The following is a 21506-nucleotide window of genomic DNA, read 5'->3' as shown; positions in this document are numbered from 1 at the left end:
TCTCCGCACGGGCTTGCGGCTCGTGCATTTCAGGGCGCTATGCAGTAGCGGCCTCGGCGGGATGCGCTTGCGCGCGTTGCTGCAATTGGGCGACCAGCGCATCGGCCAGGTCGCGGGAAACGGTTTGCCAGTCGTTCGCATCGACGGCGCGCCCGGACGCATCACGGGCGCCGACGGTCACCATATCGACGGTTTCCAGGCCGGCATAGCCACACGGGTTGATCTGCGTGAAGGGCGACAGGTCCATCGCCAGGTTCAGGCTCACGCCGTGGTAGCTGCAGCCGTTGCGGATCTTCAGGCCCAGCGCGGCAATCTTGGCGCCAGCATGCGGCCCGCTCGACAGGTAGATGCCGGGGGCGCCAGCCTTGCGTTCGGAGGCGACATTATACGTGGCGAGCGTCTCGATGACGGCCGCCTCGATGGCGTCGACCAGCGCCTTCACGAACAGCCCGCGTCGGCGCAAATCCAGCAAAAGGTAAGCGACGACTTGGCCGGGGCCGTGGTAGGTGATCTGGCCGCCACGATCAACTTTCACCAGCGGGATGTTGCCGGGAGCCAACAGATGCGCCGGATCGCCGGCCAGGCCGAGCGTGAACACCGGCGGGTGTTCAACCAGCCAGATCGTGTCGGGCGTATCGGGGCCCCGCTGCGCGGTGAATGTCTGCATTTCGTCGAAGCAGGCGGCGTAGTCCTGCAAGCCGCGCTCGACGATGTCAATCGGAATCATGCCCGCGAGTGTAGCGCAGGGCTGCTAACGGCGCCCCGCGCCTTTGCCCGCTTCGGTCGCAGGGTTGCGCAAAAAAATGCCGGCGCGATGGGAGGCATCGGCGCCGGCGTCGGCTTTTGCGGCAGATGCCGCAAAGGAGGCTAGGAACAGGTTTCGGGCTCAGGCGGCCACGACCGGCGTGTCGGCGTGCTCGTTCCAGCCGAGTGCGGCGAGTGTGTGGCGCCATCCGTTGGTGACGTGCCACGGCTGGCGCGGCATGTGGCCATCGGTGGCTTCCACGGCCAACGCGACTGGGCCGAGGGCTTTCGGGTCCACCGAGACGACGATTTCTTCACCGCGTTTCACGGCAACGGTGCCGCCCGCGTGCAGCCATTCGTCGCCGGCTTTGTTTTCGTGTGTGATCCACACGTCGTGCCCGTAGGCTTCTTCAACGCGCAGATTCTGGTTGGCCGGCATGCGCAATGCCACCACTTCGCCGGGCTGCAGAGTGAATACAATTTTTGTTAGTACAGCTTTCATGATCGGCTCCTTCACGGCAGTGGGATGGGGCCTTGCCGTTGAAGGAATTCTAGGCGCTTGGTTGCCTTGTACCAAACGATATATATTGCGTTTCTTGATAGCACGGCTCACATAAAAACTATGTCGCGCTACGAAAATCCGGAGGGAAAGATGACCGAAATCCGCGAACCGATGCGCTTGCCGTCACTTGGCGCGCTGCGGGTGTTCGAGGCGGCGGCCCGCTATGAGAGTTTTTCGCGTGCGGCGACGGAGCTGTTCGTTACGCACGGCGCCGTCAGCCATCAGATGCGCACCCTGGAGGACGAGCTGGGCGTGCCGCTGTTTGAGCGGCGCGGCAAGCGCGTCATGCTCACCCACGCGGGCCGTGCCTACGCCGATCGCGTGCGCGAGGCGCTTGACCAGATCGCCCAGGCCACGCACCAGCTGCGCGCCGGCAACCGCGACAACCGCCTGGCCATCAGCACGATGCCGTCGTTTGCCGCGCGTTGGCTGACGCCACATATCGGCACCTTCATCGAGCGCCATCCCGAGTTGGAAGTGGAGCTGTTCTCCAGCCCTGCGCTGGTCGACTTTGGGCGCGAAGAGATGGACGTGGCACTGCGCATGGGTTCGGGCAACTATCCGGGCCTGTACGTGGAAAAGCTGCTCGACGATGTGTTCTTTCCGGTCTGCAGTCCGTCGTTCAACGGCGGGCGCCTGCCGCGTACGGTGGCCGAGATGGCGACCATGACCCTGCTGCGCAGCGAGGGTGAGGATTGGGAGCCATGGTTCGAGGCTGCTGGCGTCTCAGGGTTTGTGGAGCCGCGTGGCGGGCTGATGTTCCAGGACTCGTCGCTGCTGTTGCAGGCAGCGGCGGCGGGGCAGGGCATTGCGCTGATCCGCCCGACGCTGGCGTTCAACGAATTGCTGGCCGGCCGCGTGGTGCGCCTGTTCGAGACAACGACGCCGTGCCCGTGGAACTACTACTTCGTCTGCCCGCACAGCGCGCTGCAGACGCCCAAGATGCAGGCGTTCCGCGCGTGGCTGCTGCCGGAGATTGCGGCGTTCAAGCTGAAGCTGGCGCGGTTGATGGATGACAACACGGTCTGCCTGGGGCACGTGGCCAAAGGCTGACGCGGTATCGCCGCACAAAACAAAACGCCCCGGCATGACCGGGGCGTTTTGCTTGGCTGCACAGAGACGCGTTACAGCACGATCTTCACCATCGGGTGGCTCGTCAGCGCCTGATAGAGCGCGTCGAGTTGTTCGCGGCTCGTTGCACGCACGATCACCGTCAGGCCCAGGTAATTGCCGCTCGAAGACGGGCGTTTTTCGAGGCGCCCTTCGTGGAACTCCGGATCGTGCAGGCGCACCACCTCGACAATGGTGGCGGCAAAATCGTCATGCATCGGACCCATCACCTTGATGGGGAAATCGCTCGGGTACTCGATGAGCGACTGTTCGGGCGGAATGTGGCCCGGCGGTGTGGTGTGAGAGGAGGTCATGTCGAAGTAAATGGGGGTGATTACTTCTTTTTAAACCACAGCTTGACCGCGTCGATCGTGCGGCCGACGAAGCCGGCTTCCGGCACGGCTTCGAGCGCCACCACCGGGAACTCCGACACCACGGTCGAGCCGTCCATCACCTTGACCGCGCCCAGTTGCTGGCCCTGCGCGATCGGGGCGATCAGCGGGTCCTTGCGCTCCAGCACCGGCTTCAGGCGCGCACCTGCGCCCTTGGGCACCGTGATCCACTTGTCTTCCGGCACGCCCAGATTCACGCTCTTGGCCTGACCCTTGTACACCTCAGGCGTCTGCAGTGCTTCCTTGGCCTTGTACAAGCGAACCGTATCGAAGAACTGATAGCCGTAGTTCAGGACCTTCAGGCTCTCCTGTGTGCGGATAGCGTCGCTCTTGGTGCCGACGATGACCGACAGCAGACGCCGGTTCGCACCGGGCACATCCGGCAGCGGACGATTGGCCGAGGTGACGAGGCAGTAGCCGGCCGACTTGGTGTGGCCGGTCTTGCCACCATCGACAGTCGGGTCGAGCCACAGCAGGCGGTTCCGGTTGGACTGCTTGATGTTGTTATAGGTGAAATCCTTCTGCGAGTAGAACTTGTAGTCCTGCGGGAAATCCTTGATCAGCGCTGACGTCAGGATCGAAAGATCACGTGCGGTCGAGTAGTGATTCGGGTCGGGCAGGCCCGCGGCATTCATAAAGTGCGTGTTCTTCATGCCCAGGCGCTCGGCTTCGCGGTTCATCAGCATCACGAAGTTGGTCTCGGTGCCGCCGACGGCCTCGGCCAGCACCAGGGCTGCATCGTTGCCCGACTGGATGATCAGACCTTGCGTCAGCTCACGCACCGAGGCGGGCTTGCCGGCTTGCAGGAACATGCGCGATTCGTCGGTCTTGACCGAGCGTACGGTCTCGGTGGGCGTGATCATCTGGTCGTACTTGAGCTTGCCGTCGCGCACGGCTTCAAAGACCAGATAGGCCGTCATCAGCTTGGTGAGCGAGGCGGGCTCGATGCGTTCGTCCATGTTCGCGCCGCCGAGCACCTGGCCGCTGGTCACGTCAGTGAGCATCCACGAGCGGGCCGCGACTTGCGGGGCGGGCACTGGCTGCGCCATGGCGGGCAGTGCGGTGACCAGCACGGCGGCTGCCACAGCGGTTGCGGCGGCGGAATGGAAGGCGAGGGGCGTGAAATGGGCGAAGCGGGTCTGCATGTCGGGTCCTGCGGTCTGCTTGGAGTTCAATGGCGCCGTGCACCGGGGGAGGCACGGCATCCGGAAAAATCAACGGGTTGGTGTTACGGCCGCGGCGCCCAGGCGCCGGTAATGAGCTGCCTGATCAGATGCAGCTTGCGGTGGAAGAAATGATCGGCGCCCGGGATGACGATCACGGGCAGTTCCTGAGGGCGCGCCCAGTTGAGCACGTCGATCAGTGGCACGGTGTCATCCTGTTCGCCGTGGATGATGATGGTGTCGGCCGGCACTGGCGCGACATCCCAGCGTGAGGTGGCCGTGCCGACCAGCGCCACACGCTCGGCGGGCGTGCCGGCTTCGGCCAGGCGGCGAGCCACTTGCGACACCACAAAGCTGCCAAACGAGAAACCACCCAGCGCCAGCGGCAGCGTGGCCACGTCGGCGGACCATTCGGTCTGCGTACGCATCCAGTCGAGCACGGCCAGCATGTCGTCCTGCTCGCCGATGCCGTTGTCGTGCGTGCCTTCGGTCTTGCCCACGCCGCGAAAATTCAGGCGCACCGTCACGTAGCCCAGGCCGACGAAGGTGCGTGCCAGCGTCTGCGCGACCTTGTTGTCCTTGGTGCCGCCGAACAGCGGATGCGGGTGGCCGATCAGCGCCAGGCCGCGTGGCGCGGTGTCCGGCTGGTCGATCGACAGGTCGATCTGCCCGACCGGGCCGGGAATCAGGCGTTCTTCGGTATGAACGTTCATGGAAAAGGGAAAGCAGATGCAGTAAAGCCGGGCTCACGCGTTGGCAGGGCGGTCGACCATCAGCCGTTCGACCGGTCTGCCTTCAACCAGATGGCTCTGGATGATTTCGTCGATGTCTTCCTTGTCGACAAAGGTGTACCAGACGGCCTCGGGGTAGACCACCATGACCGGGCCGAGTTCGCAGCGGTCCAGGCATCCGGCCTTGTTGATGCGCACGCGGCCTTCGCCGTTGATGCCGAGTTCCTTGCAGCGCTTCTTGGCGTATTCCTGCATGGCCTTCGCGCCAAAGTCGGCGCAGCAGCGCGAGCCGTCCTCGCGTTCGTTCAGGCAAAAGAAAACGTGGTGCTGGTAGTGGCTGCTCATGGGCGGACCGAGAAGGCTGGCAGGGCTGCGTGACGGTACGCGCGGCAGGACATGACAGGCTTCCTGGCGTCGCGCACATATGTGGATTTGCGTAACGAGCCGGCATTATACGACCCCGATGTCGCGCTCCCTTCCAACAAGCTGGCTCGGCGCAACGCGCGATGCTGCGTCGCAACACGTTTTCCGGATGTCTGGACGCCCCTCTGCGCGGATTCCGGGATTGACGACGGCTGGGACGGGTGCCATCGTAGTCACACCAAGCTGGTACAAGGGCTGGCGGGCCGCCAGCGGTAGAAATTGGTGTTGGCATAGCCCTTGCAATAACGACCGACCTGCTGCGGGAAACGCCGGACACATCAGCGTATCGAGGCAGGAGAGAGACCACACCAGGGCGGGTCGGACCGGGCGAGCAGTTGAGCGCACGGCCGGTCTGTGACACTCGAGGAAGACATGAAAAAACCGTTCTACAAAATCCTGTACGTACAGGTGCTGGCGGCGATCGTCATCGGCGTTCTGCTTGGCCATTACTCGCCCGAACTCGCCGTGAAGATGAAGCCGCTGGGCGATGGCTTCATCCAGCTGATCAAGATGGTGATCGGGCCGATCATCTTCTGTACCGTCGTCTCCGGCATTGCCGGCATGCGCGACATGAAGAAGGTTGGCCGCGTGGGCGGCAAGGCGCTGATCTACTTCGAGATCGTCTCGACCTTCGCACTGGTGATCGGCCTGGCTGCAGGCCACATCTTCAACCCGGGCGCGGGCTTCAACGTTGATGTGAACACCATAGACGCCAAGGCTGTTGCCCAGTACGCCGCCAAGGCGCACTCGGCCAGCACGGTCGACTTCCTGCTCAACATCATCCCGAGCACGGTGGTGGACGCCTTCGCAAAGGGCGACATCCTGCAGATTCTGCTGATCGCGTTGCTGTTTGGCGGTGCGCTCTCCGCCATCGGTGACCGTGCACAGGTGGTGACGGATTTCATCGACCAGATCTCGCACGTGTTCTTCCGCATCGTGCACATCATCACGCGCGTGGCCCCCATCGGTGCCTTTGGCGCTATGGCATTCACCATCGGCAAGTACGGCGTGATCTCGCTGGTGCCGTTGCTCAAGCTGGTCGGTACGTTCTACCTGACGGCCATCATCTTCGTGGTGGTGGTACTGGGCATCATTGCGCGGCTGGTCGGCTTCAACATCTTCCGCTTTGTGTCGTACATCAAGGAAGAGCTGCTGATCGTGCTGGGTACGAGCTCGTCGGAATCGGCGCTGCCGCACCTGATGGAAAAGATGGAGAAGCTGGGCTGCTCGAAGTCGGTGGTGGGCCTGGTGGTTCCGACCGGTTATTCGTTCAACCTGGACGGCACCAACATCTACATGACGATGGCGGTGATCTTCATCTCGCAGGCGCTGAACATCGAGCTGACCTGGACGCAGCAACTGACCATCCTGGCCGTTGCCATGCTGACGTCGAAGGGCGCTTCGGGCATCACCGGCGCGGGCTTCATCACGCTGGCCGCAACGCTGGCCGTGGTGCCGGATATTCCGGTGGCGGGCATGGTGCTGATTCTCGGTATCGACCGCTTCATGAGCGAATGCCGTGCCCTGACCAACATCACGGGCAACGGCGTGGCCTGCGTGGTGATCTCGGCCTGGGAACGTGAACTGGATCGCGCCAAGCTGACCCGCGTGCTGTCGGGCGACCGTAGCGATGAGGGCGTGCCGGCCTCCCCGGCAGTTTGATCGTTCGAATCTGGCTGGCGCCCGCGGGCGCTTGAAAGCGCAAAGCGTATGATTGCGGGGCCTGTCCTTCCAGACGGCCCCGCTTCTTTTTTGGGATGCACCTCGTGAAGCACCTCGGCGGCATGCCGACTGCGGGCGCGGCGTTGGAAGGCACGGCAACACTCTCTGCCGCCGACCTCCAGCCGATGTCCGATCCCGATTTCTCCTTGACCAGCGCCTCCGGCTCGCGACGCGGCTTCTGGTGGCTGGTGGCGCTCGGGCTCGTGGTGGTGATGGCCGTGGTGTGCGCGACCACATTTGTGGTCGCGTGGAACCGGGGGCTCACGCAGGCTCAGCAGGCCGCCGGCGGCCGGGTCGATCGTTATGCCGCCAACCTCAAGAGCACGCTCGACCGCTACGAATACCTGCCGGCGCTGGTGGCGCTGCATCCGTTCATTCACGATCTGCTCGCCAATCCGACGCCAGCCAACGTCGACCGCGCGAACCGCTATCTGCGCGAAGTCAACGATCGCGCTCACGCCACCGCCACCTATGTGATCGCCCCCAGCGGCAAGGCTCTGGCCGCGTCCAACTACAACCAGCCTGACAGCTTCGTCGGCGCTGAATATCTATTCCGGCCGTATTTCCAGCAGGCAGCGGAAGGGCACGTCGGGCGCTTTTACGGCATTGGCATCACACGTGAAGAGCCCGGCTATTACATCTCGCAGCCGGTTATGCAGGACGGTCGCGTGATCGGCGTGACGGTCGTCAAGCTGAACCTCGAATGGTTCGGCCGCGCCAGCCACGACGCGTCGGAGCCGGTGATGGTGGCGGATGAGAACGGTGTGATTTTCCTGTCGTCCGTGCCCGCGTGGCAGTACCGCACGGTGGAGCCGCTCACATCCAAGCTGCAGGCGCAGTTGGAAGCGACGCGCCAGTATTACCGCAAGCAGATCACGCCACTGCCGCTGCAGCCGGAGGCGCCGGCCTTTCTGCGATTGACCGGACGGTTGCCGGAAGGTGCAGAACTGATCCGCGTTGGCGAGCGGACGAACGCCACGCGCTATCTGCAGGTTTCGCGTGACCTCGTCGAGCCCGACTGGACGCTGATGTACCTCACACCGGTGGATCCCGTGATGAGCGCGGCGCGCAGCGCCACCGTGGCGGCGGCGTTTGCCTTTGCGTTTGCGTGCCTGCTGCTTTTCTACTGGCGTCAGCGCCGCCTGCGCATGATGGAGATGCTGCGCAGCCGTCGCCTGCTCGAAGCCGCGTATGACCAGCTCGAACGCCGCGTTGAAGACCGCACGGCAGATCTGATGGCCACCAACGAACAACTGCAACACGAGATCGTCGACCGCACGCGCGCCGAGGCCGAGTTGCGTGCAACGCAGGATGAACTCGTGCAGGCCAGCAAGCTTGCCGCCTTGGGTCAGATGGCCGCCGGCATCACGCACGAACTCAACCAGCCGCTGGCCGCGCTGCGCACGTTTTCCGACAACACGCGCATCCTGCTCGAACGCGGCCAGCACGGCGCCGCCACTGACAACCTGCAGGCGATTGCCGATCTGACCGAACGCATGGGCAAGATCACGGCGCAGCTCAAGCTGTTCGCGGGCCGCTCACGGCGCAAGGTGGTGGATGTGCAGGTGCGCGTGGCGCTCGATCACACACTCGCGCTGCTGCGCCCGCGCTTGGGCGACGTGGCACTCGAACTGCACTGGCATATCCCCGAAGCAGATGCCGTCGTTCGTGCGGATGAACTGAAGCTGGAGCAAGTGCTGATCAATCTGATTGGCAACGCGCTCGATGCGATCAACACCAATGAACCCGCCCGCCCCGGACGCATCGACATCAGCATCGGGCCCCCCGAGGGTGTGCCGGCGCAATCGAACCAACTGACCATCGCCGTGCGCGACAACGGCCCGGGCATTCCACCCGACGCCATGCCGCACCTGTTCGAGCCGTTCTTCACCACCAAGGAGATCGGCCAGGGGCTCGGCCTTGGGCTGGCGATCTCCACCAGCATCGCGCGCGATTTTGGCGGCTCGCTGTCGGCTGCCAACATGCCGGGTAGCGGTGCGCAATTTACGCTGACGTTGGTACGCGCCGACGTCACCTCCGCGGCGTCCATCTGATCCGTTTTCTACACAGACACGAACCATGTCCGAAGGCTTGAACGTTCTCTTCATCGAAGACGACCCGCCTGTGCGCCAGGCCACCGCGCAGAGCCTGGAGCTGGCCGGCTTCAACGTCCAGGCGTTCGGCAGCGCCGAAGAAGCAGTCGGCAAGATCGACGCAAACTTCCCCGGCGTGGTCGTCAGCGACCTGCGCTTGCCGGGCGCAAGCGGCCTGGACGTGCTCGCGCACTGTCAGTCGTTTGGCACGGGAATTCCCGTGGTGCTCGTCACTGGCCACGGCGACATCACCATGGCCGTGCAGGCGATGCGCGAAGGCGCGTTCGATTTCATCGAGAAGCCGTTTCCCGCCGAACGCCTGACCGAGACCGTACGCCGTGCCGTCGAGCGTCGCGCGCTGGAGCTGGAAAACCGAGCACTGCGCCGTGAACTGGCCGGCCCGGCGGCAGGCACGCGCATCATTGGGCGCTCGCCTGCGATGGGCGCTGTGCGCGCGCTGATCGAGAACGTCGCGACCACCGATGCGCCGGTGCTCATCAACGGCGAGACCGGCACGGGCAAGGAGCTGGTCGCGCGCAGTCTTCACACGCTCTCGCCGCGTCACGACAAGCCGTTCATCGCGCTGAACTGCGGCGCCGTGCCCGAGCAAATTTTCGAGAGCGAGATGTTCGGCCACGAAGCTGGTGCTTTCACCGGTGCGGGCAAGCGGCGCATCGGCAAGCTCGAGCATGCCTCGGGCGGCACGCTGTTCCTCGACGAGATCGAGAGCATGCCGATCGCGCTGCAGGTCAAGCTGCTGCGCGTGCTGCAGGAGGGCGCGCTGGAGCGGCTGGGCTCGAATGCTTCGGTGCGCATCGACGTGCGCATCGTTGCGGCCGCCAAGGGCGATATGGAAGCGCTGATTGAAGCGGGCGGTTTCCGGCGCGATCTGTATTACCGGCTAAACGTCGTCGTCATCGATTTGCCGCCGCTGCGCGAACGCCGCGAAGACATCATCCCGCTGTTCGAACATTTCCTGCTCGAAGCCGCCGTGCGTTATCAGCGCCCGCTGCCGATGTTGGCCGAGCGTCAGCGCCACGAGCTGATGCAGTCGAACTGGCCCGGCAACGTGCGCGAACTGCGCAATGCGGCTGATCGCCTTGTGCTTGGCGTGGGCCGCACGCCGGTCGTGCCGGATGCATCGGAAGACGGCATGCCGCTCAAGGAGCGCGTCGAGCGCTACGAACGCACCGTTATTGCGGAAACCCTGGCGCGCACGGGCGGCTCGGTGCACCAGGCGGCGGATATTCTGCAGGTTGGCCGAGCGACGCTGTATGACAAGATCAAGCGATACGGCCTTTGACTTGGCACGCCCGCGCCCAACAACGCTCGGCATCAACTGGGCGTTTTCTTTTCGCGCTCAACCCAGAATCGGATGGGCATCTGCTACCGGATATCCACGGTCGTCCGTCGGAATCCGCTGGGTTTGGAATGCGATCAGCAGTGCCTGAAACCTGCCGTCGATTTCCACGATGACCGCACCGTCCTGCTGTGTGCCGTTCTCGCGCGAATGGTCCTTCACCCCCGGTGTATGCACGACCGGGTTGCCCTGGTTCATGTGGGTTTCGTGCAGGCCGTTGTGCTGCGGCTCAAACAGGAAGCCAAAGCCGTAAACCATCACGTCGGTGCGCGGCGGCCAGCCTTTGCGGTCGTCGTCGCCGGAGCTGCCGTGGTAGACGTAGTCGACCGGCGTGGCGGTGCGGTCGAGGTTGAGCATGTCGTCAACGAGCGCGTTGATGTCGTTGTGCTCGGTCTCTGTATCCAGCGCGATTGGCCGCATGTTCGGAAAGTCGACCAGCCCGGCGTCGCGCACGTAGTCCAGGCGCGGGAAACCGTTCTCGTGCAGCCCGGGTGCCAGCGCAGCCAGATCGGCGGTGATCGGCAACCGCAGATCGGCCGTCCACTGATACAGCACGTGATAACCGGCGGCACCCGCACCCGGCATGCTGGAGTCGGATTTCACGTTGGCGAGCACCACGAACTCCGAACCATCCGGCGCTTCCACCACGATCGCGTAATGCGGATTGCCGTTGTAGCCCTCCAGATAGGGCACGCCGAATTTCAGCTTGCCCTTGAACATGCAGTAGTGATTGGCCATGCAAACTCCATCGAACCTAGGATTGACGGACCGCCATTGCAACAGGCCCGCGTGAACCTAGTGTGGAACGCGCGTCGCCCAGAAACAAAAACGCCCGGCGTTGACCGGGCGTTTCGTTTGAACTGCGAGGAGGCGCGGACCGCTTAGGCCTGCTTGCCCAGCGTCTGCTTGAGCAGCGCGTCGAACGACGACCATTCCGGTTCGCCCACGTAGCGCTTGAGGATGCGGCCGTCGCGGTCGACCAGGAATGTGGTCGGCGTGAGCTGCACGTCGCCGAAGGCCTTAGCGGCGGAGCCGTCGGCGTCCATTGCGACCTTGAACGGCAACTGGCGCGTCTGGCTGAAGTTCATCACGTACATTGGCGCGTCGTAGCTCATCGCCACGGCCACGTATTCCAGTCCTTCGCCCTTGTACTTGTTGTACGTCTGGATCATGTTGGGCATTTCCTTGATGCACGTGGCGCAGCTCGTGGCCCAGAAGTTGACGAGATAGACCTTGCCCTTCAGGTCTTGCGTCGAGAGCTTTTGCCCATCCAGCAGTGTGAAGGTGGCCGCCGGCACCTTCTGCGATGGCGAGAACGCACGCCAGCCGAACCAACCGGCCCCAGCCAGCACCAGCACGATCACAGGGAGCAGCCAGCGGCGCCCGCCAGACATGGCGGTAGCAGGGGCTGCGGAGGAAGTCAGGGTCGAGGCCATGTCGGCAACGGATCTGGAAGGGAATCAAACATCTATTGTAGGCCCGCCGTGCCAGCGTCGCATGTCAGCCACGACAATCCGTCCGTAGAGCGATTTGCGCGTCACTTCCCATTGGCGAGAGCAGCTTCGTACAAGGCCAGGTCCGTGGGGGAAAAGCAGCAAAAGGTGACGGTGTCCAGGCTGGCGCCGTGTTCTCGCGCGGCACGCACGGCAATCGGCGCCGCCAATTGCGGCGGGAAGCCGTACACGCCGGTGCTGATGCATGGGAACGCAATGGTGCGCACCTCGTGCTTGCGCGCCAGTTCCAGGCTGTTGCGGTAGCAGGCGGCCAGCAATTCCGCCTCGTCTTGCCGGCCGCCGCGCCAGATCGGCCCGACGGTGTGGATGACGTAGCGGGCCGGCAATCGAAAACCGGGCGTGAGCTTGGCCTCACCGGTGCGGCAGCCATGGAGGGCGCGGCACGCCGCCAGCAGTTCCGGCCCGGCCGCACGGTGGATCGCGCCATCCACGCCGCCTCCGCCAAGCAGCGAGCTGTTCGCCGCGTTGACGATGGCATCGCAGTCCAGCGTGGTGATGTCGGCGCGAAGGGCGCGCAAGGTGACGGACGGGATTGGCATGGTGCGGTCCTTGGCAGGCAGCGGGTGGGCGTCTCTGTCCGATAATAGGCGGCTCGGAAACGGACAGAAAACCTACAGGAGGAGACGTGGCAGTCACAGCAACGGCAGGGTGGCGGATCGGGTTGGGCGCGGTGGCGAGTGCGCTGTTGATGGCCTGCTCGCCCAAGTACGACTGGCGCACGGTCCATTCCAACGATGGCGCCTACGCCGTGGATTACCCCGCCAAGCCCACCGCAGAAGCCCGGCCTATCGCCATCAACGGCCAACGCATGCCGATGACGATGCAGGCCGCCAGCATCGACGGCACGCTGTTCGCCATCGGCGTGGTGGAACTGCCCGCGGATGATCCAGTCTGGCGGCAGCGCGCGGTGGAAGCGCTGCGCAATGGCTTGTCCGCCAACTTGAAGGGCCGCGTAACCGAGCGCGACATCGCCGTGCAGACCGCCGCACAGCCGCCTTTGTCATTGCCGGCGGTAGAGTTGATTGCCCAGGGGGCGGGCGGGGACGATCCCGCGCCGCGCCGGCTGACCGCGCGCGTGGTCGCCACGGGCAAGCGCGCATACCAGGCCGTCGTGCTGGAATCGGGCGATGCCGCACGCGATGCCCGCCAGCACGAGCAGGTCGACCAATTCCTCTCCAGCTTCCATCCGTACTAGACCCTGAGCACGCCCGAGCGAACTCGCCGCAGCCGGTGCACAATCGCCGTCTTCCGCTTTACCGCTACACAATTCACCACATCACGGGGAACCATCATGACGTTGCAAGTCTGGCTGGCCTTCTTTCTGGCCGCCTGGGTGATCGCCATCTCGCCGGGGTCGGGCGCCATCCTGTGCATGAGCCACGGCCTGACGCATGGCGTGCGCCGCACGTCGGTCACGATTGCAGGACTGGAACTGGGCATTGTCGTGATCCTGTTCATTGCGGGTGCCGGGCTCGGCGCGTTGCTGATCGCCTCGGAGCACGCCTTTACGGCCATCAAGATCATCGGCGCGATGTACCTGATTTACCTGGGCATCGTGCAATGGCGCACACCCATTCAGATCGCCAAGCCGGCTGAGGGCGAGCCCACGAATGTAGCGCCTCGGGTGTCTGGCAGTGGCGCGCACCGCCGCTTCCTCGTGGGGTTGCTGACCAACCTGACGAACCCGAAAGGCATTCTGTTCATGGTGGCCGTGCTGCCGCAGTTCATCGATCCGGCCAAGCCGCTGCTTTCGCAACTCGGCATCCTGGCGGCGACGATGGTATTCGTCGACCTGATCGTCATGCATGGATATGCGCTGCTGGCCTCGCGGGCGCAGCGCCTGTTCCGCAATCCGCGCGCGCTTCGCTGGCAGAGCCGCTTCTTCGGCGGCATGCTGATGAGCATTGGCGCCGCGCTGTTCTTCGTGAAGCGGCAGACCAACTGAGTTTCAAACGCCGCCCCCGGGGCGACTAGCCAACTGGGTTGGAGGCGCAGCGCGTGGATGGATGCTAATCGGCCTTCACCCCGCGCCGATACTGAATTGCCTCGCCCACATGCGCAGCATCGATTTGCTCATCGCCGGACAGGTCGGCAATCGTGCGGGCGAGCTTGAGCACGCGCGCATAGGCGCGTGCAGACCACGAAAAGCGCGTCATCGCGTGGCGCAGCAAGCCATCGGCCGCATCGGTGCGGCTGCAATGCAGATCGATTTCATGACCGCCCAGCAAGGCGTTGCGCTTACCTTGCCGTGCAAGTTGTCGCGCGTGCGCAGCAGAAACCCGCTCAGCCACGTTGAGCGTCGGTTCGCCAGGCGGCCCGTCGAGCAACTCTTCCTGCGAGGGTGTTGGCACTTCGATCTGCACATCGATGCGATCAAGCAGCGGCCCCGAAATGCGTGCCTGATAACGCTCTACCTGATCTGGCGTGCAGCGGCACGCTCGCAGCGGATGCCCGCGATAGCCGCACGGACACGGGTTCATTGCGGCAATCAGTTGGAAGCTGGCAGGGAAGTCTGTCTGATGCGCGGCGCGTGAGATGGTGATGTGGCCCGTCTCCAATGGCTCACGCAGGACTTCGAGCACGCGGCGCTCGAACTCTGGAAGTTCATCAAGGAAAAGCACGCCCTGATGCGCCAGCGAGATTTCGCCCGGCCTTGGCGTGTTGCCCCCGCCCACCATCGCCACTGCAGACGCTGTGTGGTGTGGTGAACGAAACGGCCGCACCTTCCAGCGCCGCGCGTCGAAGCCGCGCGTGGTGAGGCTCATCACGGCGGCAGCAGAAAGCGCTTCGTCATCGCTCATGTCCGGCAGCAAGCCGGGAAAACGTTGTGCGAGCATCGACTTGCCCGTTCCGGGCGGTCCGATCATCAGCATGGAATGACCGCCGGCGGCGGCCACTTCCAGCGCGCGCCGCGCCTGCGGCTGGCCCCGCACGTCAGCCAAGTCGGGATAGCGGATATCCGCGTCGACCGGTGCGGGCAGCGCGGGGGCGAGCTTGCGGTCCGGCGCGCTCAGGTGGTCGCACACCTCGATGAGCGTGCGTGCCGGGAGGACTTTTGTGCCGCTCACGAGTGCGGCTTCGGCGGCGTTCTCGGCGGGCAGCACGAAGGCGCGGGCGAGCGGTGCGTCGCCGTCGGCGAGGACGGGGTTGCGCGATAGCGCATACGCCATCGCCAGCGCACCGCGAATCGGCCGCAGATCGCCGGACAGCGACAGCTCACCCGCAAACTCATGCGCATCCAGATGCGTGTGCGGAATCTGCCGGCTTGCAGCGAGGATCCCCAGCGCGATTGCTAGATCGAACCGGCCCGATTCTTTTGGGAGATCCGCGGGCGCGAGGTTGACGGTGATGCGCCGCGCAGGAAACTCGAAGCGGCTGTTTTGGATCGCCGCGCGTACGCGGTCCTTGCTCTCCTTCACCTCGGTGTCGGGCAGGCCGACGATGGTGAACGATGGCAGGCCATTCGCCAGATGGACCTCCACCGAGACGGCTGGCGCATCGATTCCCGAGAGCGCGCGCGAACGCAGTACAGCGAGGCTCATCGCGCGATCCTCCGGGAGAACTCACGAGCAAGGCGGAGGGCGTGGCATCGGTGCATGGCGTAACGGAGCATGGCGGTTGCGGAACCCTCCACTGTGCCAGCCGCGTTGCGCCGCCATGTTCACCGGCATCCAAATTTGACGATCGTCGTCGACATGAGAAACGGGCAAAAAAATACCGGAGCACTGGGCTCCGGCTTCGTTGTCGGCAGATCAACTCAGGGGAAGGCCGGCATGGCCGTGTCTTCGCCGCTGAAGTGGCCTTCGGGATGCGTCTTCTGCAGCAGCGCACGTACCTCTTTCACACGCGAGCGCGGCACATCGACCATCAGCAGAATCTGCCCATCCTCCACTGCCTGCTTGAATGGTTTGAGGCGGCTGTTTGGCACGGAGCTTCCGATCATGCTCGAGGCCCATGCGCCAAAGAGCGCGCCCACCACGGTGGTAATGCCGACCATGCCCCACTGCGGTCCTTCGCCGATGACCGGGAAGATGGCCGCCACGATGCCCGCCAGCACGCCGGCACCCCCGCCGATCACCAACCCGTTCTGGGTGGCGTGGACGATGTCCGACGTCTGGAGGATGTTGGCCTCGTGCAGGCCGGTGAGATCGACGCCGGGCCTGGAGACGAAGTGGATGTGGCGCTCGGTAATGCGCGCCAGCAGGAGGTCGTTCATTACGCGCCGGGCGCTGACGACGTCCGGCATCAGGAAGTAGAGGCGATGCTGCATGATCTTCTCCTCAAGCGCGGTGCACGCGCGTCTTAAGGACGTTCTAGATCAGTTAGCCAGCCGCAACAAGGCGGCATATGGATCTTTTCGCTGTGCGCCGCAGCAGGGGTGCGGCGGCCGGCACAGCAGCCACGCAGATGCGTGCCCGGCGCAACACCGGGCCGCGGGTTACTGATCTGCCGGGGCAGCGGACTTCAGTTGGGCTTCCAGCGCGGCCACGCGCGTTTCCAGTTCTTCCAGACGCGCGCGCGTACGCGCCAGCACTTGCGATTGCACGTCGAATTCCTCACGCGTGACCAAGTCGAGCTTGGAAAAGCCCTGGGTCATCATCGCGCGGACGTTCTTCTCGATGTCGGCCGCCGGCGAGTTACGCAGGGCTTCGCTGACGCGGCTTTGAAAGTCGGAAAAGAGATCGGTCGGTTTCATGTCATTTGCTCCGTGGGTCGTGCTATCTGCGCCAAGCCGGTGCATGCACCGAAGCTGTGCGTGGAAATTGCTGTGCCGTGGTGCGAAGGCCTGCGCGTGGCGCGTGGTTTCGGTGCTGCCGGCCGCGATGGTACCGGCTGGGCGCTCTAAACGGCACACCTTGCGTCAAATCTCGCTGCGATGCGGCATTGGCGGCGCCATACAAACGGGGACAGAACGGGCCGCCGCAGTTTCCGCGCCCGGCCGTGCGAGCGACTGCATGGGGCTGAAATCACTCTATCACATGGTTTTTATCGCGCCATGACGGTGTAGACCACTTGGCGTGGACCCGCCTGCTGCAACCGTTGGCGGGCAGCGAGCGCTGCCAGGAGCGACCCGTCCCCAATTTCCTGCGCTTTCGTACCTTGGCGTCGCGCGCCGCTGTAACCGAAGACACCCTCCAATCCGACGACATCGACATGGCATGACAGTTGCAGAACTGGTGCGAATTTTTTTCCATTGCCGTTGCGACTTTCTAAAGGGGGAGAGCCGTTATGAAGAAGTTTGCGTACGCAGCCAGCCTTGTACTCCTGACCGGTGCCGTTGCCGGTGTGAGCCAATCCGCCATCGCGCAGTCTGCACCTGCGGCTGACGCACCGGCCGCCGCGCCCGCGCCGGCGCCTGCTGCGCTCACGGCCAACGTGACGCTGGCGAGCCAATACCGCTACCGCGGCATCATGCAGACCAACAACAAGCCGGCCATCCAGGGCGGCTTTGACTACGCCATTCCGGGCGGTGTGTTGCCCGAAGGCTTCTACATCGGTAACTGGAACTCGTCGATCAGCTGGTTGAGCGATTCGAACTCGAACGTCTCCGCGCCGATCGAGATGGACTTCTACGGCGGCTACAAGACCGAGATCATCAAGGACGTGCCGATCGACGTGGGCGTGCTCCAGTATTACTACCCGGGCAGCTACCCCGACGGCTTCACGCGTCCGCACACCACCGAAGGCTATGCCCAGATCGGCTACGGCCCGGTCACGTTCAAGTATTCGCACGCGTTTTCGAACCTGTTCGGCACGCCTGATTCGCATCACAGCCAGTACTTCGACCTGTCGGGCAACTTCGACACCGGCTTCTGGGGCCTGACGCTGAACCTGCATGCTGGCTACCAGCAAGTGCCGCATCAGACCGTGCGCGCCTCATATGCCGACTGGAAGGTCGGTGTGACGAAAGACTTCGGCAACGGCTGGGCGGCATCGCTGGCCTACATCGATACGAACGCTTCGCGCGCGTTCTATACGAACACGCGCGGCAACTACATGGGCAAGGCCACGGCCCTGCTGTCGATCACCAAGACTTTCCAATAACGATGCGCGGCGGCGCTCCGGTGCCGCCGACCGAGGAGCAACCAGCATGAAACTCATCATGGCCATCATCAAGCCGTTCAAGCTCGACGAGGTCCGCGAGGCATTGTCCGAAGTCGGTGTGTCGGGCATTACCGTCACGGAAGTCAAAGGCTTCGGACGCCAGAAAGGTCATACCGAGCTTTACCGCGGCGCGGAGTACATCGTCGACTTCCTGCCTAAAGTGAAGATCGAAGTGGCCGTGCCCGACGACGTGGTCGAACGCGCCGTCGAGGCCATCGAAAAATCTGCGCGCACCGGCAAGATTGGCGACGGCAAGATCTTCGTGGCCGAGGTCGAACAAGTCATCCGCATCCGCACCGGTGAGACCGGCGGCGACGCCCTATAAGCCCCAATCCGCCAAGGAAGAGGTCAAAACATGAAAACCTGGTTCACACGATTCCTGACGGCTGGGGCCGTCGCTGCCGTGCTCGCAGGCGCCGTAGTGTCGGCGCCGGCCGTTGCACAGGACAAGCCGGCGGCTGAAGCTTCGGCGCCGGCTGCCGCGGCTGCCGCTTCCGAGCCGGCCGCTGCCGCTGCCGCTGCCCCGGCTTCAGCGCCTGCCGCCGCCGCTGCTCCGGCTGCCGCTGCGCCCGCCGCCGCTACGCCCGTCCCCAACAAGGGCGACACGGCGTGGCTGCTGATCTCCACAGCCTTCGTCATTCTGATGACGCTGCCGGGTCTGGCGCTGTTCTACGGCGGCCTGGTGCGCAAGAAGAACATGCTGTCGGTGTTGATGCAGTGCATGGGCATCTTCTCGCTCATCATCATCCTGTGGGCTGTCTACGGCTACAGCTTCGCGTTCACTGAAGGCAACGCTTTCTTCGGCGGGCTTGATCGTCTGTTCCTCAAGGGGCTGACGCCGGATTCGGTCGCTGCCACCTTCAGCAAGGGCGTGGTGGTGCCGGAATACGCGTACTTCGCTTTCCAGGGCGCGTTTGCGGCGATTACGTGCGCGCTGATCATCGGCGCCTTCGCCGAACGTGCGAAGTTCTCGGCTGTCCTGCTGTTCGTGGTGCTGTGGTTCACCTTCAGCTACCTGCCGATCGCGCACATGGTCTGGTTCTGGCCGGGTCCGGACGGCTTTACCGACGCCAAGGCGGCCGAGGTGATGACTGCTAAGTCGGGCTGGCTGTTCCAGAAGGGCGCGCTGGACTTTGCGGGCGGTACCGTGGTGCACATCAACGCAGCCGTGGCGGGTCTGGTGGGTGCCTTCCTGTTCGGCAAGCGCATCGGTTTTGGCCGTGAGGCGCTCAAGCCGCACAGCCTGACGCTGACGATGGTCGGTGCCTCGCTGCTGTGGTTCGGCTGGTTCGGCTTCAACGCCGGTTCGGCCCTGGAAGCCAACGGCAGCGCCGCGCTGGCCTTCGTCAACACGCTGCTGGCAACCGCTGCGGCCGTGCTGTCGTGGAGCTTCGGCGAGTGGTTCGGCAAGAGCAAGCCGTCGATGCTGGGTGCTGCATCCGGCGCCGTGGCTGGCCTTGTGGCCATCACGCCGGCTGCCGGCTTTGTCGGCCCGATGGGTTCGATCGCGCTCGGTATCATCGCCGGCCTGCTGTGCCTGTGGGGCGTGAACGGCCTCAAGCGCATGCTGGGCATGGACGACACGCTGGACGTGTTCGGCGTGCACGGCGTGGGCGGTATCCTCGGCGCGCTGCTGACCGGCGTGTTCGCGGCACCGAGCCTCGGCGGCACCGGCATCTACGACTATGTCGCCAACAAGGTTGCAGATGATTACTCGATCGGCGGCCAGCTGTGGATCCAGTTCCAGGGCGTGGTGACCACGGTCATCTGGTCCGCAGTGGTGGCGTTCATTTCGTACAAGATCGTCGATGCCATTGTTGGCCTGCGCGTGCCGGAAGAAGAGGAGCGCGAGGGTCTGGACATCACGTCCCACGGCGAAACCGCCTACGAAGACTGATCCGCTCACTCACCTTGCAAAAGACCCGGTTGCGCGCCGGGTCTTTTGTTCCGGCGCCCCTGAGCCGGACGTCCTTAACTCCGATGTAAAAAACCTTCAATTGCCTCTCGTTATGCGGACGCTTACATTGCAGACGTGGTTTCCTCCACCTGCAGAACGCTCCCCGTATCTGTCAGGCTATTCCCCAAGCGCGGCAGCCCCGCGCTTTTTTTTGTCCGCCTTTTTTGTGTGGCTTGCTGTACCGCCGCACTTCGCCTCTTGCGAATCCTCTTTCCTGACCGCATATCGATAGCCCGCTGTCGTCTGCAAGCTATTGCCTGTTCCTCTACAATCGGAGCGGGCGATAAATAACATCAATAGGAAGGGTATGGTTCCGCACTTGATCACCGCGCTGAACGGGCCGCTGCTCGAGCTCGAGCAGAAGATTCTTGACGCCACGCCCGCCATCGAACGCTGGTTCCGCCTGGAGTGGCAGGAACACACGCCGCCGTTCTACTGTTCTGTCGATTTGCGCAACGCCGGCTTCAAGCTGGCGCCGGTCGACACGAATCTGTTCCCGGGCGGCTTCAACAACCTTGCGCCCGAGATGCTGCCGCTGGCCGTGCAGGCCGCCATGGCCGCCATCGAAAAGATTTGCCCGGACGCCAAGAACCTCTTGCTGATCCCCGAGCGCCACACGCGCAACATGTTCTACCTGCAGAACGTCGCGCGCCTGTCCCAGATCATGCGTCAAGCCGGCTTGAATGTGCGTCTGGGGTCTCTCTCTGAGGACATCACCGAGCCGACGCCGATCGATTTGCCGGATGGGCAGCGCCTCGTTGTCGAGCCGATCAAGCGCATCGGTACCAAAGGCCGTCGCCTGGGCATGGAAGACTTCGATCCGTGCTCGATCCTGCTGAACAACGATCTGTCAGCCGGCGTGCCGCCCATCCTCCAGAACATCAACGAGCAGTATCTGCTGCCGCCGCTACATGCCGGCTGGTCGCAGCGTCGCAAGACCAACCACTTTGCCGCCTACGACGAAGTGGCCAAGAAGTTCGCCAAGCTGATCGACATCGACCCGTGGATGGTCAACCCGTACTTCACCAAATGCAGCGGGCTGGACTTTCATGAGCGGGCCGGTGAGGAAGAATTGGCCCACGCCGTGGAAACGGTGCTCAAGAAAACCGCCAAGAAGTACAAGGAATACGGCGTGACCGAGACCCCATACGTGGTGGTCAAGGCCGACGCCGGCACCTATGGCATGGGCGTGATGACGGTGCGCGATCCCTCCGAGGTGAAGGGCCTCAACCGGAAGGAGCGCAACAAGATGAGCGTGGTCAAGGAGGGCCTCGAGGTCTCCGAGGTGATCGTGCAGGAAGGCGTGCACACCTTCGAGAAGATCAACGAGGCGGTGGCCGAGCCGGTCGTCTACATGATCGACCGCTATGTCGTGGGCGGTTTCTACCGGGTTCACACGGGCCGCGGCGTGGACGAGAATCTCAACGCGCCGGGCATGCATTTCGTGCCGCTGCCGTTTGCGTCGAATTCGCTGCCGGACAGCCATGCCAAGCCGGGCGCCGGCGAGCCTAACCGCTTCTATATGTACGGTGTGGTGGCGCGCTTGGCGCTGCTGGCTGCATCGCTCGAGCTTGAGAAGACCGACCCGAACCCGCTGATCTGATCGGCCATAAAACGCTGTAGAAGGAAC

The 21506-nt window shown here is 63.8% G+C and carries 23 protein-coding genes; 11 read left to right on the top strand and 12 right to left on the bottom strand.

Translation table 11 applies throughout. From position 1 onward, the window contains the following. Positions 1–37: 37 nt before the first annotated feature. Both lipB and ACEN9T_RS23375 read right to left on the bottom strand, forming a co-directional pair. Positions 38–727, bottom strand: a complete 690-nt coding sequence (lipB, locus tag ACEN9T_RS23380) for a lipoyl(octanoyl) transferase LipB (protein ID WP_413707179.1) — start codon at positions 725–727, stop codon at positions 38–40. A gap of 159 nt (positions 728–886) precedes the next feature. Beyond that, positions 887–1246: a DUF2917 domain-containing protein gene (locus tag ACEN9T_RS23375; protein ID WP_092973533.1), complete on the bottom strand. Its 360-nt coding sequence runs from the start codon at positions 1244–1246 to the stop codon at positions 887–889. 150 nt (positions 1247–1396) lie between these two features. Here ACEN9T_RS23375 and ACEN9T_RS23370 point away from each other — a divergent pair, with 150 nt between their 5' ends. Continuing rightward, a complete protein-coding gene (locus ACEN9T_RS23370) occupies positions 1397–2359 on the top strand; it encodes a transcriptional regulator GcvA (protein WP_092973781.1) in 963 nt (320 codons plus the stop codon). Positions 2360–2430: 71 nt separating this feature from the next. Here ACEN9T_RS23370 and ACEN9T_RS23365 read toward each other — a convergent pair whose 3' ends face one another. From ACEN9T_RS23365 to ACEN9T_RS23350, 4 genes are all read right to left on the bottom strand, one after another. Next, positions 2431–2730 (bottom strand): YbeD family protein, encoded by a 300-nt coding sequence (locus tag ACEN9T_RS23365; protein WP_092973531.1) that lies wholly within the window; start codon positions 2728–2730, stop codon positions 2431–2433. Positions 2731–2750: 20 nt separating this feature from the next. Next, entirely contained in the window at positions 2751–3953 is a 1203-nt protein-coding gene (locus tag ACEN9T_RS23360; RefSeq protein WP_092973529.1) for a D-alanyl-D-alanine carboxypeptidase family protein, read from the bottom strand. Positions 3954–4036: 83 nt separating this feature from the next. Continuing rightward, a complete protein-coding gene (locus tag ACEN9T_RS23355; protein WP_092973527.1) occupies positions 4037–4684 on the bottom strand; it encodes an alpha/beta hydrolase in 648 nt (215 codons plus the stop codon). Between the two features lie 33 nt (positions 4685–4717). After that, positions 4718–5047, bottom strand: a complete 330-nt coding sequence (locus ACEN9T_RS23350; protein ID WP_092973525.1) for a (2Fe-2S) ferredoxin domain-containing protein — start codon at positions 5045–5047, stop codon at positions 4718–4720. A 450-nt stretch (positions 5048–5497) separates the two neighbouring features. Between ACEN9T_RS23350 and ACEN9T_RS23345 the strand changes: the two genes are divergently transcribed. The 3 genes from ACEN9T_RS23345 to ACEN9T_RS23335 all read left to right on the top strand — a co-directional run bounded on the left by ACEN9T_RS23345 (position 5498) and on the right by ACEN9T_RS23335 (position 10243). Next, a complete protein-coding gene (locus ACEN9T_RS23345) occupies positions 5498–6787 on the top strand; it encodes a dicarboxylate/amino acid:cation symporter (protein WP_413707178.1) in 1290 nt (429 codons plus the stop codon). Positions 6788–6882: 95 nt separating this feature from the next. Beyond that, the gene (locus ACEN9T_RS23340) at positions 6883–8901 is read left to right on the top strand and encodes a sensor histidine kinase (protein WP_092973521.1); all 2019 of its coding nucleotides are present in this window, start codon (positions 6883–6885) and stop codon (positions 8899–8901) included. Positions 8902–8926: 25 nt separating this feature from the next. Beyond that, on the top strand, positions 8927–10243 hold the full coding sequence (locus ACEN9T_RS23335) for a sigma-54-dependent transcriptional regulator (RefSeq protein WP_092973519.1): 1317 nt from the start codon (positions 8927–8929) through the stop codon (positions 10241–10243). A gap of 57 nt (positions 10244–10300) precedes the next feature. Here ACEN9T_RS23335 and ACEN9T_RS23330 read toward each other — a convergent pair whose 3' ends face one another. The 3 genes from ACEN9T_RS23330 to ACEN9T_RS23320 all read right to left on the bottom strand — a co-directional run bounded on the left by ACEN9T_RS23330 (position 10301) and on the right by ACEN9T_RS23320 (position 12353). Beyond that, positions 10301–11038, bottom strand: coding sequence for a DUF2278 family protein (locus tag ACEN9T_RS23330; protein ID WP_092973517.1), 738 nt, complete (start codon positions 11036–11038; stop codon positions 10301–10303). A 143-nt stretch (positions 11039–11181) separates the two neighbouring features. Further along, positions 11182–11736 carry a TlpA disulfide reductase family protein gene (locus tag ACEN9T_RS23325; protein ID WP_413707177.1) on the bottom strand — a complete coding sequence of 185 codons (555 nt, stop codon included), beginning with the start codon at positions 11734–11736 and terminating at the stop codon, positions 11182–11184. A gap of 101 nt (positions 11737–11837) precedes the next feature. Then, positions 11838–12353, bottom strand: a complete 516-nt coding sequence (locus ACEN9T_RS23320) for an O-acetyl-ADP-ribose deacetylase (protein ID WP_092973513.1) — start codon at positions 12351–12353, stop codon at positions 11838–11840. Between the two features lie 86 nt (positions 12354–12439). On the opposite strand from ACEN9T_RS23320, the gene ACEN9T_RS23315 reads away from it, so the two are divergent. Beyond that, positions 12440–13009 carry a hypothetical protein gene (locus ACEN9T_RS23315; RefSeq protein ID WP_092973511.1) on the top strand — a complete coding sequence of 190 codons (570 nt, stop codon included), beginning with the start codon at positions 12440–12442 and terminating at the stop codon, positions 13007–13009. A 96-nt stretch (positions 13010–13105) separates the two neighbouring features. Next, positions 13106–13759, top strand: coding sequence for a LysE family transporter (locus ACEN9T_RS23310; protein WP_092973509.1), 654 nt, complete (start codon positions 13106–13108; stop codon positions 13757–13759). A gap of 64 nt (positions 13760–13823) precedes the next feature. Here the strand turns inward: ACEN9T_RS23310 and ACEN9T_RS23305 are convergent, their stop codons facing one another. The 3 genes from ACEN9T_RS23305 to ACEN9T_RS23295 all read right to left on the bottom strand — a co-directional run bounded on the left by ACEN9T_RS23305 (position 13824) and on the right by ACEN9T_RS23295 (position 16510). Next, positions 13824–15356 (bottom strand): YifB family Mg chelatase-like AAA ATPase, encoded by a 1533-nt coding sequence (locus ACEN9T_RS23305; RefSeq protein ID WP_092973507.1) that lies wholly within the window; start codon positions 15354–15356, stop codon positions 13824–13826. 215 nt (positions 15357–15571) lie between these two features. Beyond that, entirely contained in the window at positions 15572–16084 is a 513-nt protein-coding gene (locus ACEN9T_RS23300) for a DUF1269 domain-containing protein (RefSeq protein ID WP_092973505.1), read from the bottom strand. 168 nt (positions 16085–16252) lie between these two features. After that, entirely contained in the window at positions 16253–16510 is a 258-nt protein-coding gene (locus ACEN9T_RS23295) for an accessory factor UbiK family protein (RefSeq protein ID WP_413707176.1), read from the bottom strand. A 12-nt stretch (positions 16511–16522) separates the two neighbouring features. Between ACEN9T_RS23295 and ACEN9T_RS23290 the strand changes: the two genes are divergently transcribed. The 5 genes from ACEN9T_RS23290 (at position 16523) to gshA (ending at position 21479) form a co-directional block, all read left to right on the top strand. Continuing rightward, complete coding sequence (locus tag ACEN9T_RS23290) at positions 16523–16660, top strand: hypothetical protein (protein ID WP_175537159.1); 138 nt, start codon at positions 16523–16525, stop codon at positions 16658–16660. A 383-nt stretch (positions 16661–17043) separates the two neighbouring features. Next, positions 17044–17859 (top strand): TorF family putative porin, encoded by an 816-nt coding sequence (locus ACEN9T_RS23285; RefSeq protein WP_092973503.1) that lies wholly within the window; start codon positions 17044–17046, stop codon positions 17857–17859. A 46-nt stretch (positions 17860–17905) separates the two neighbouring features. Further along, positions 17906–18244, top strand: a complete 339-nt coding sequence (locus tag ACEN9T_RS23280; protein WP_027678364.1) for a P-II family nitrogen regulator — start codon at positions 17906–17908, stop codon at positions 18242–18244. Between the two features lie 30 nt (positions 18245–18274). Further along, positions 18275–19816: an ammonium transporter gene (locus ACEN9T_RS23275; protein ID WP_413707175.1), complete on the top strand. Its 1542-nt coding sequence runs from the start codon at positions 18275–18277 to the stop codon at positions 19814–19816. A gap of 367 nt (positions 19817–20183) precedes the next feature. Beyond that, positions 20184–21479 (top strand): glutamate--cysteine ligase, encoded by a 1296-nt coding sequence (gene gshA / locus ACEN9T_RS23270; RefSeq protein ID WP_092973498.1) that lies wholly within the window; start codon positions 20184–20186, stop codon positions 21477–21479. Positions 21480–21506 lie beyond the last annotated feature (27 nt).

It is taken from the genome of Ralstonia sp. Ralssp110, from assembly GCF_047325135.1.
Taxonomy (GTDB): Bacteria; Pseudomonadota; Gammaproteobacteria; order Burkholderiales; family Burkholderiaceae; genus Ralstonia; species Ralstonia mojiangensis.
This window is presented reverse-complemented; position numbering and strand designations above follow the sequence as displayed.

What these genes read in the sequence shown, in the direction of transcription:
- lipB (WP_413707179.1), bottom strand. Translation starts at nt 727, where the DNA reads ATGATTCCGATTGACATCGTCGAGCGCGGCTTGCAGGACTACGCCGCC.
- ACEN9T_RS23375 (WP_092973533.1), bottom strand. Translation starts at nt 1,246, where the DNA reads ATGAAAGCTGTACTAACAAAAATTGTATTCACTCTGCAGCCCGGCGAA.
- ACEN9T_RS23370 (WP_092973781.1), top strand. Translation starts at nt 1,397, where the DNA reads ATGACCGAAATCCGCGAACCGATGCGCTTGCCGTCACTTGGCGCGCTG.
- ACEN9T_RS23365 (WP_092973531.1), bottom strand. Translation starts at nt 2,730, where the DNA reads ATGACCTCCTCTCACACCACACCGCCGGGCCACATTCCGCCCGAACAG.
- ACEN9T_RS23360 (WP_092973529.1), bottom strand. Translation starts at nt 3,953, where the DNA reads ATGCAGACCCGCTTCGCCCATTTCACGCCCCTCGCCTTCCATTCCGCC.
- ACEN9T_RS23355 (WP_092973527.1), bottom strand. Translation starts at nt 4,684, where the DNA reads ATGAACGTTCATACCGAAGAACGCCTGATTCCCGGCCCGGTCGGGCAG.
- ACEN9T_RS23350 (WP_092973525.1), bottom strand. Translation starts at nt 5,047, where the DNA reads ATGAGCAGCCACTACCAGCACCACGTTTTCTTTTGCCTGAACGAACGC.
- ACEN9T_RS23345 (WP_413707178.1), top strand. Translation starts at nt 5,498, where the DNA reads ATGAAAAAACCGTTCTACAAAATCCTGTACGTACAGGTGCTGGCGGCG.
- ACEN9T_RS23340 (WP_092973521.1), top strand. Translation starts at nt 6,883, where the DNA reads ATGCACCTCGTGAAGCACCTCGGCGGCATGCCGACTGCGGGCGCGGCG.
- ACEN9T_RS23335 (WP_092973519.1), top strand. Translation starts at nt 8,927, where the DNA reads ATGTCCGAAGGCTTGAACGTTCTCTTCATCGAAGACGACCCGCCTGTG.
- ACEN9T_RS23330 (WP_092973517.1), bottom strand. Translation starts at nt 11,038, where the DNA reads ATGGCCAATCACTACTGCATGTTCAAGGGCAAGCTGAAATTCGGCGTG.
- ACEN9T_RS23325 (WP_413707177.1), bottom strand. Translation starts at nt 11,736, where the DNA reads ATGGCCTCGACCCTGACTTCCTCCGCAGCCCCTGCTACCGCCATGTCT.
- ACEN9T_RS23320 (WP_092973513.1), bottom strand. Translation starts at nt 12,353, where the DNA reads ATGCCAATCCCGTCCGTCACCTTGCGCGCCCTTCGCGCCGACATCACC.
- ACEN9T_RS23310 (WP_092973509.1), top strand. Translation starts at nt 13,106, where the DNA reads ATGACGTTGCAAGTCTGGCTGGCCTTCTTTCTGGCCGCCTGGGTGATC.
- ACEN9T_RS23305 (WP_092973507.1), bottom strand. Translation starts at nt 15,356, where the DNA reads ATGAGCCTCGCTGTACTGCGTTCGCGCGCGCTCTCGGGAATCGATGCG.
- ACEN9T_RS23300 (WP_092973505.1), bottom strand. Translation starts at nt 16,084, where the DNA reads ATGCAGCATCGCCTCTACTTCCTGATGCCGGACGTCGTCAGCGCCCGG.
- ACEN9T_RS23295 (WP_413707176.1), bottom strand. Translation starts at nt 16,510, where the DNA reads ATGAAACCGACCGATCTCTTTTCCGACTTTCAAAGCCGCGTCAGCGAA.
- ACEN9T_RS23285 (WP_092973503.1), top strand. Translation starts at nt 17,044, where the DNA reads ATGAAGAAGTTTGCGTACGCAGCCAGCCTTGTACTCCTGACCGGTGCC.
- ACEN9T_RS23280 (WP_027678364.1), top strand. Translation starts at nt 17,906, where the DNA reads ATGAAACTCATCATGGCCATCATCAAGCCGTTCAAGCTCGACGAGGTC.
- ACEN9T_RS23275 (WP_413707175.1), top strand. Translation starts at nt 18,275, where the DNA reads ATGAAAACCTGGTTCACACGATTCCTGACGGCTGGGGCCGTCGCTGCC.
- gshA (WP_092973498.1), top strand. Translation starts at nt 20,184, where the DNA reads ATGGTTCCGCACTTGATCACCGCGCTGAACGGGCCGCTGCTCGAGCTC.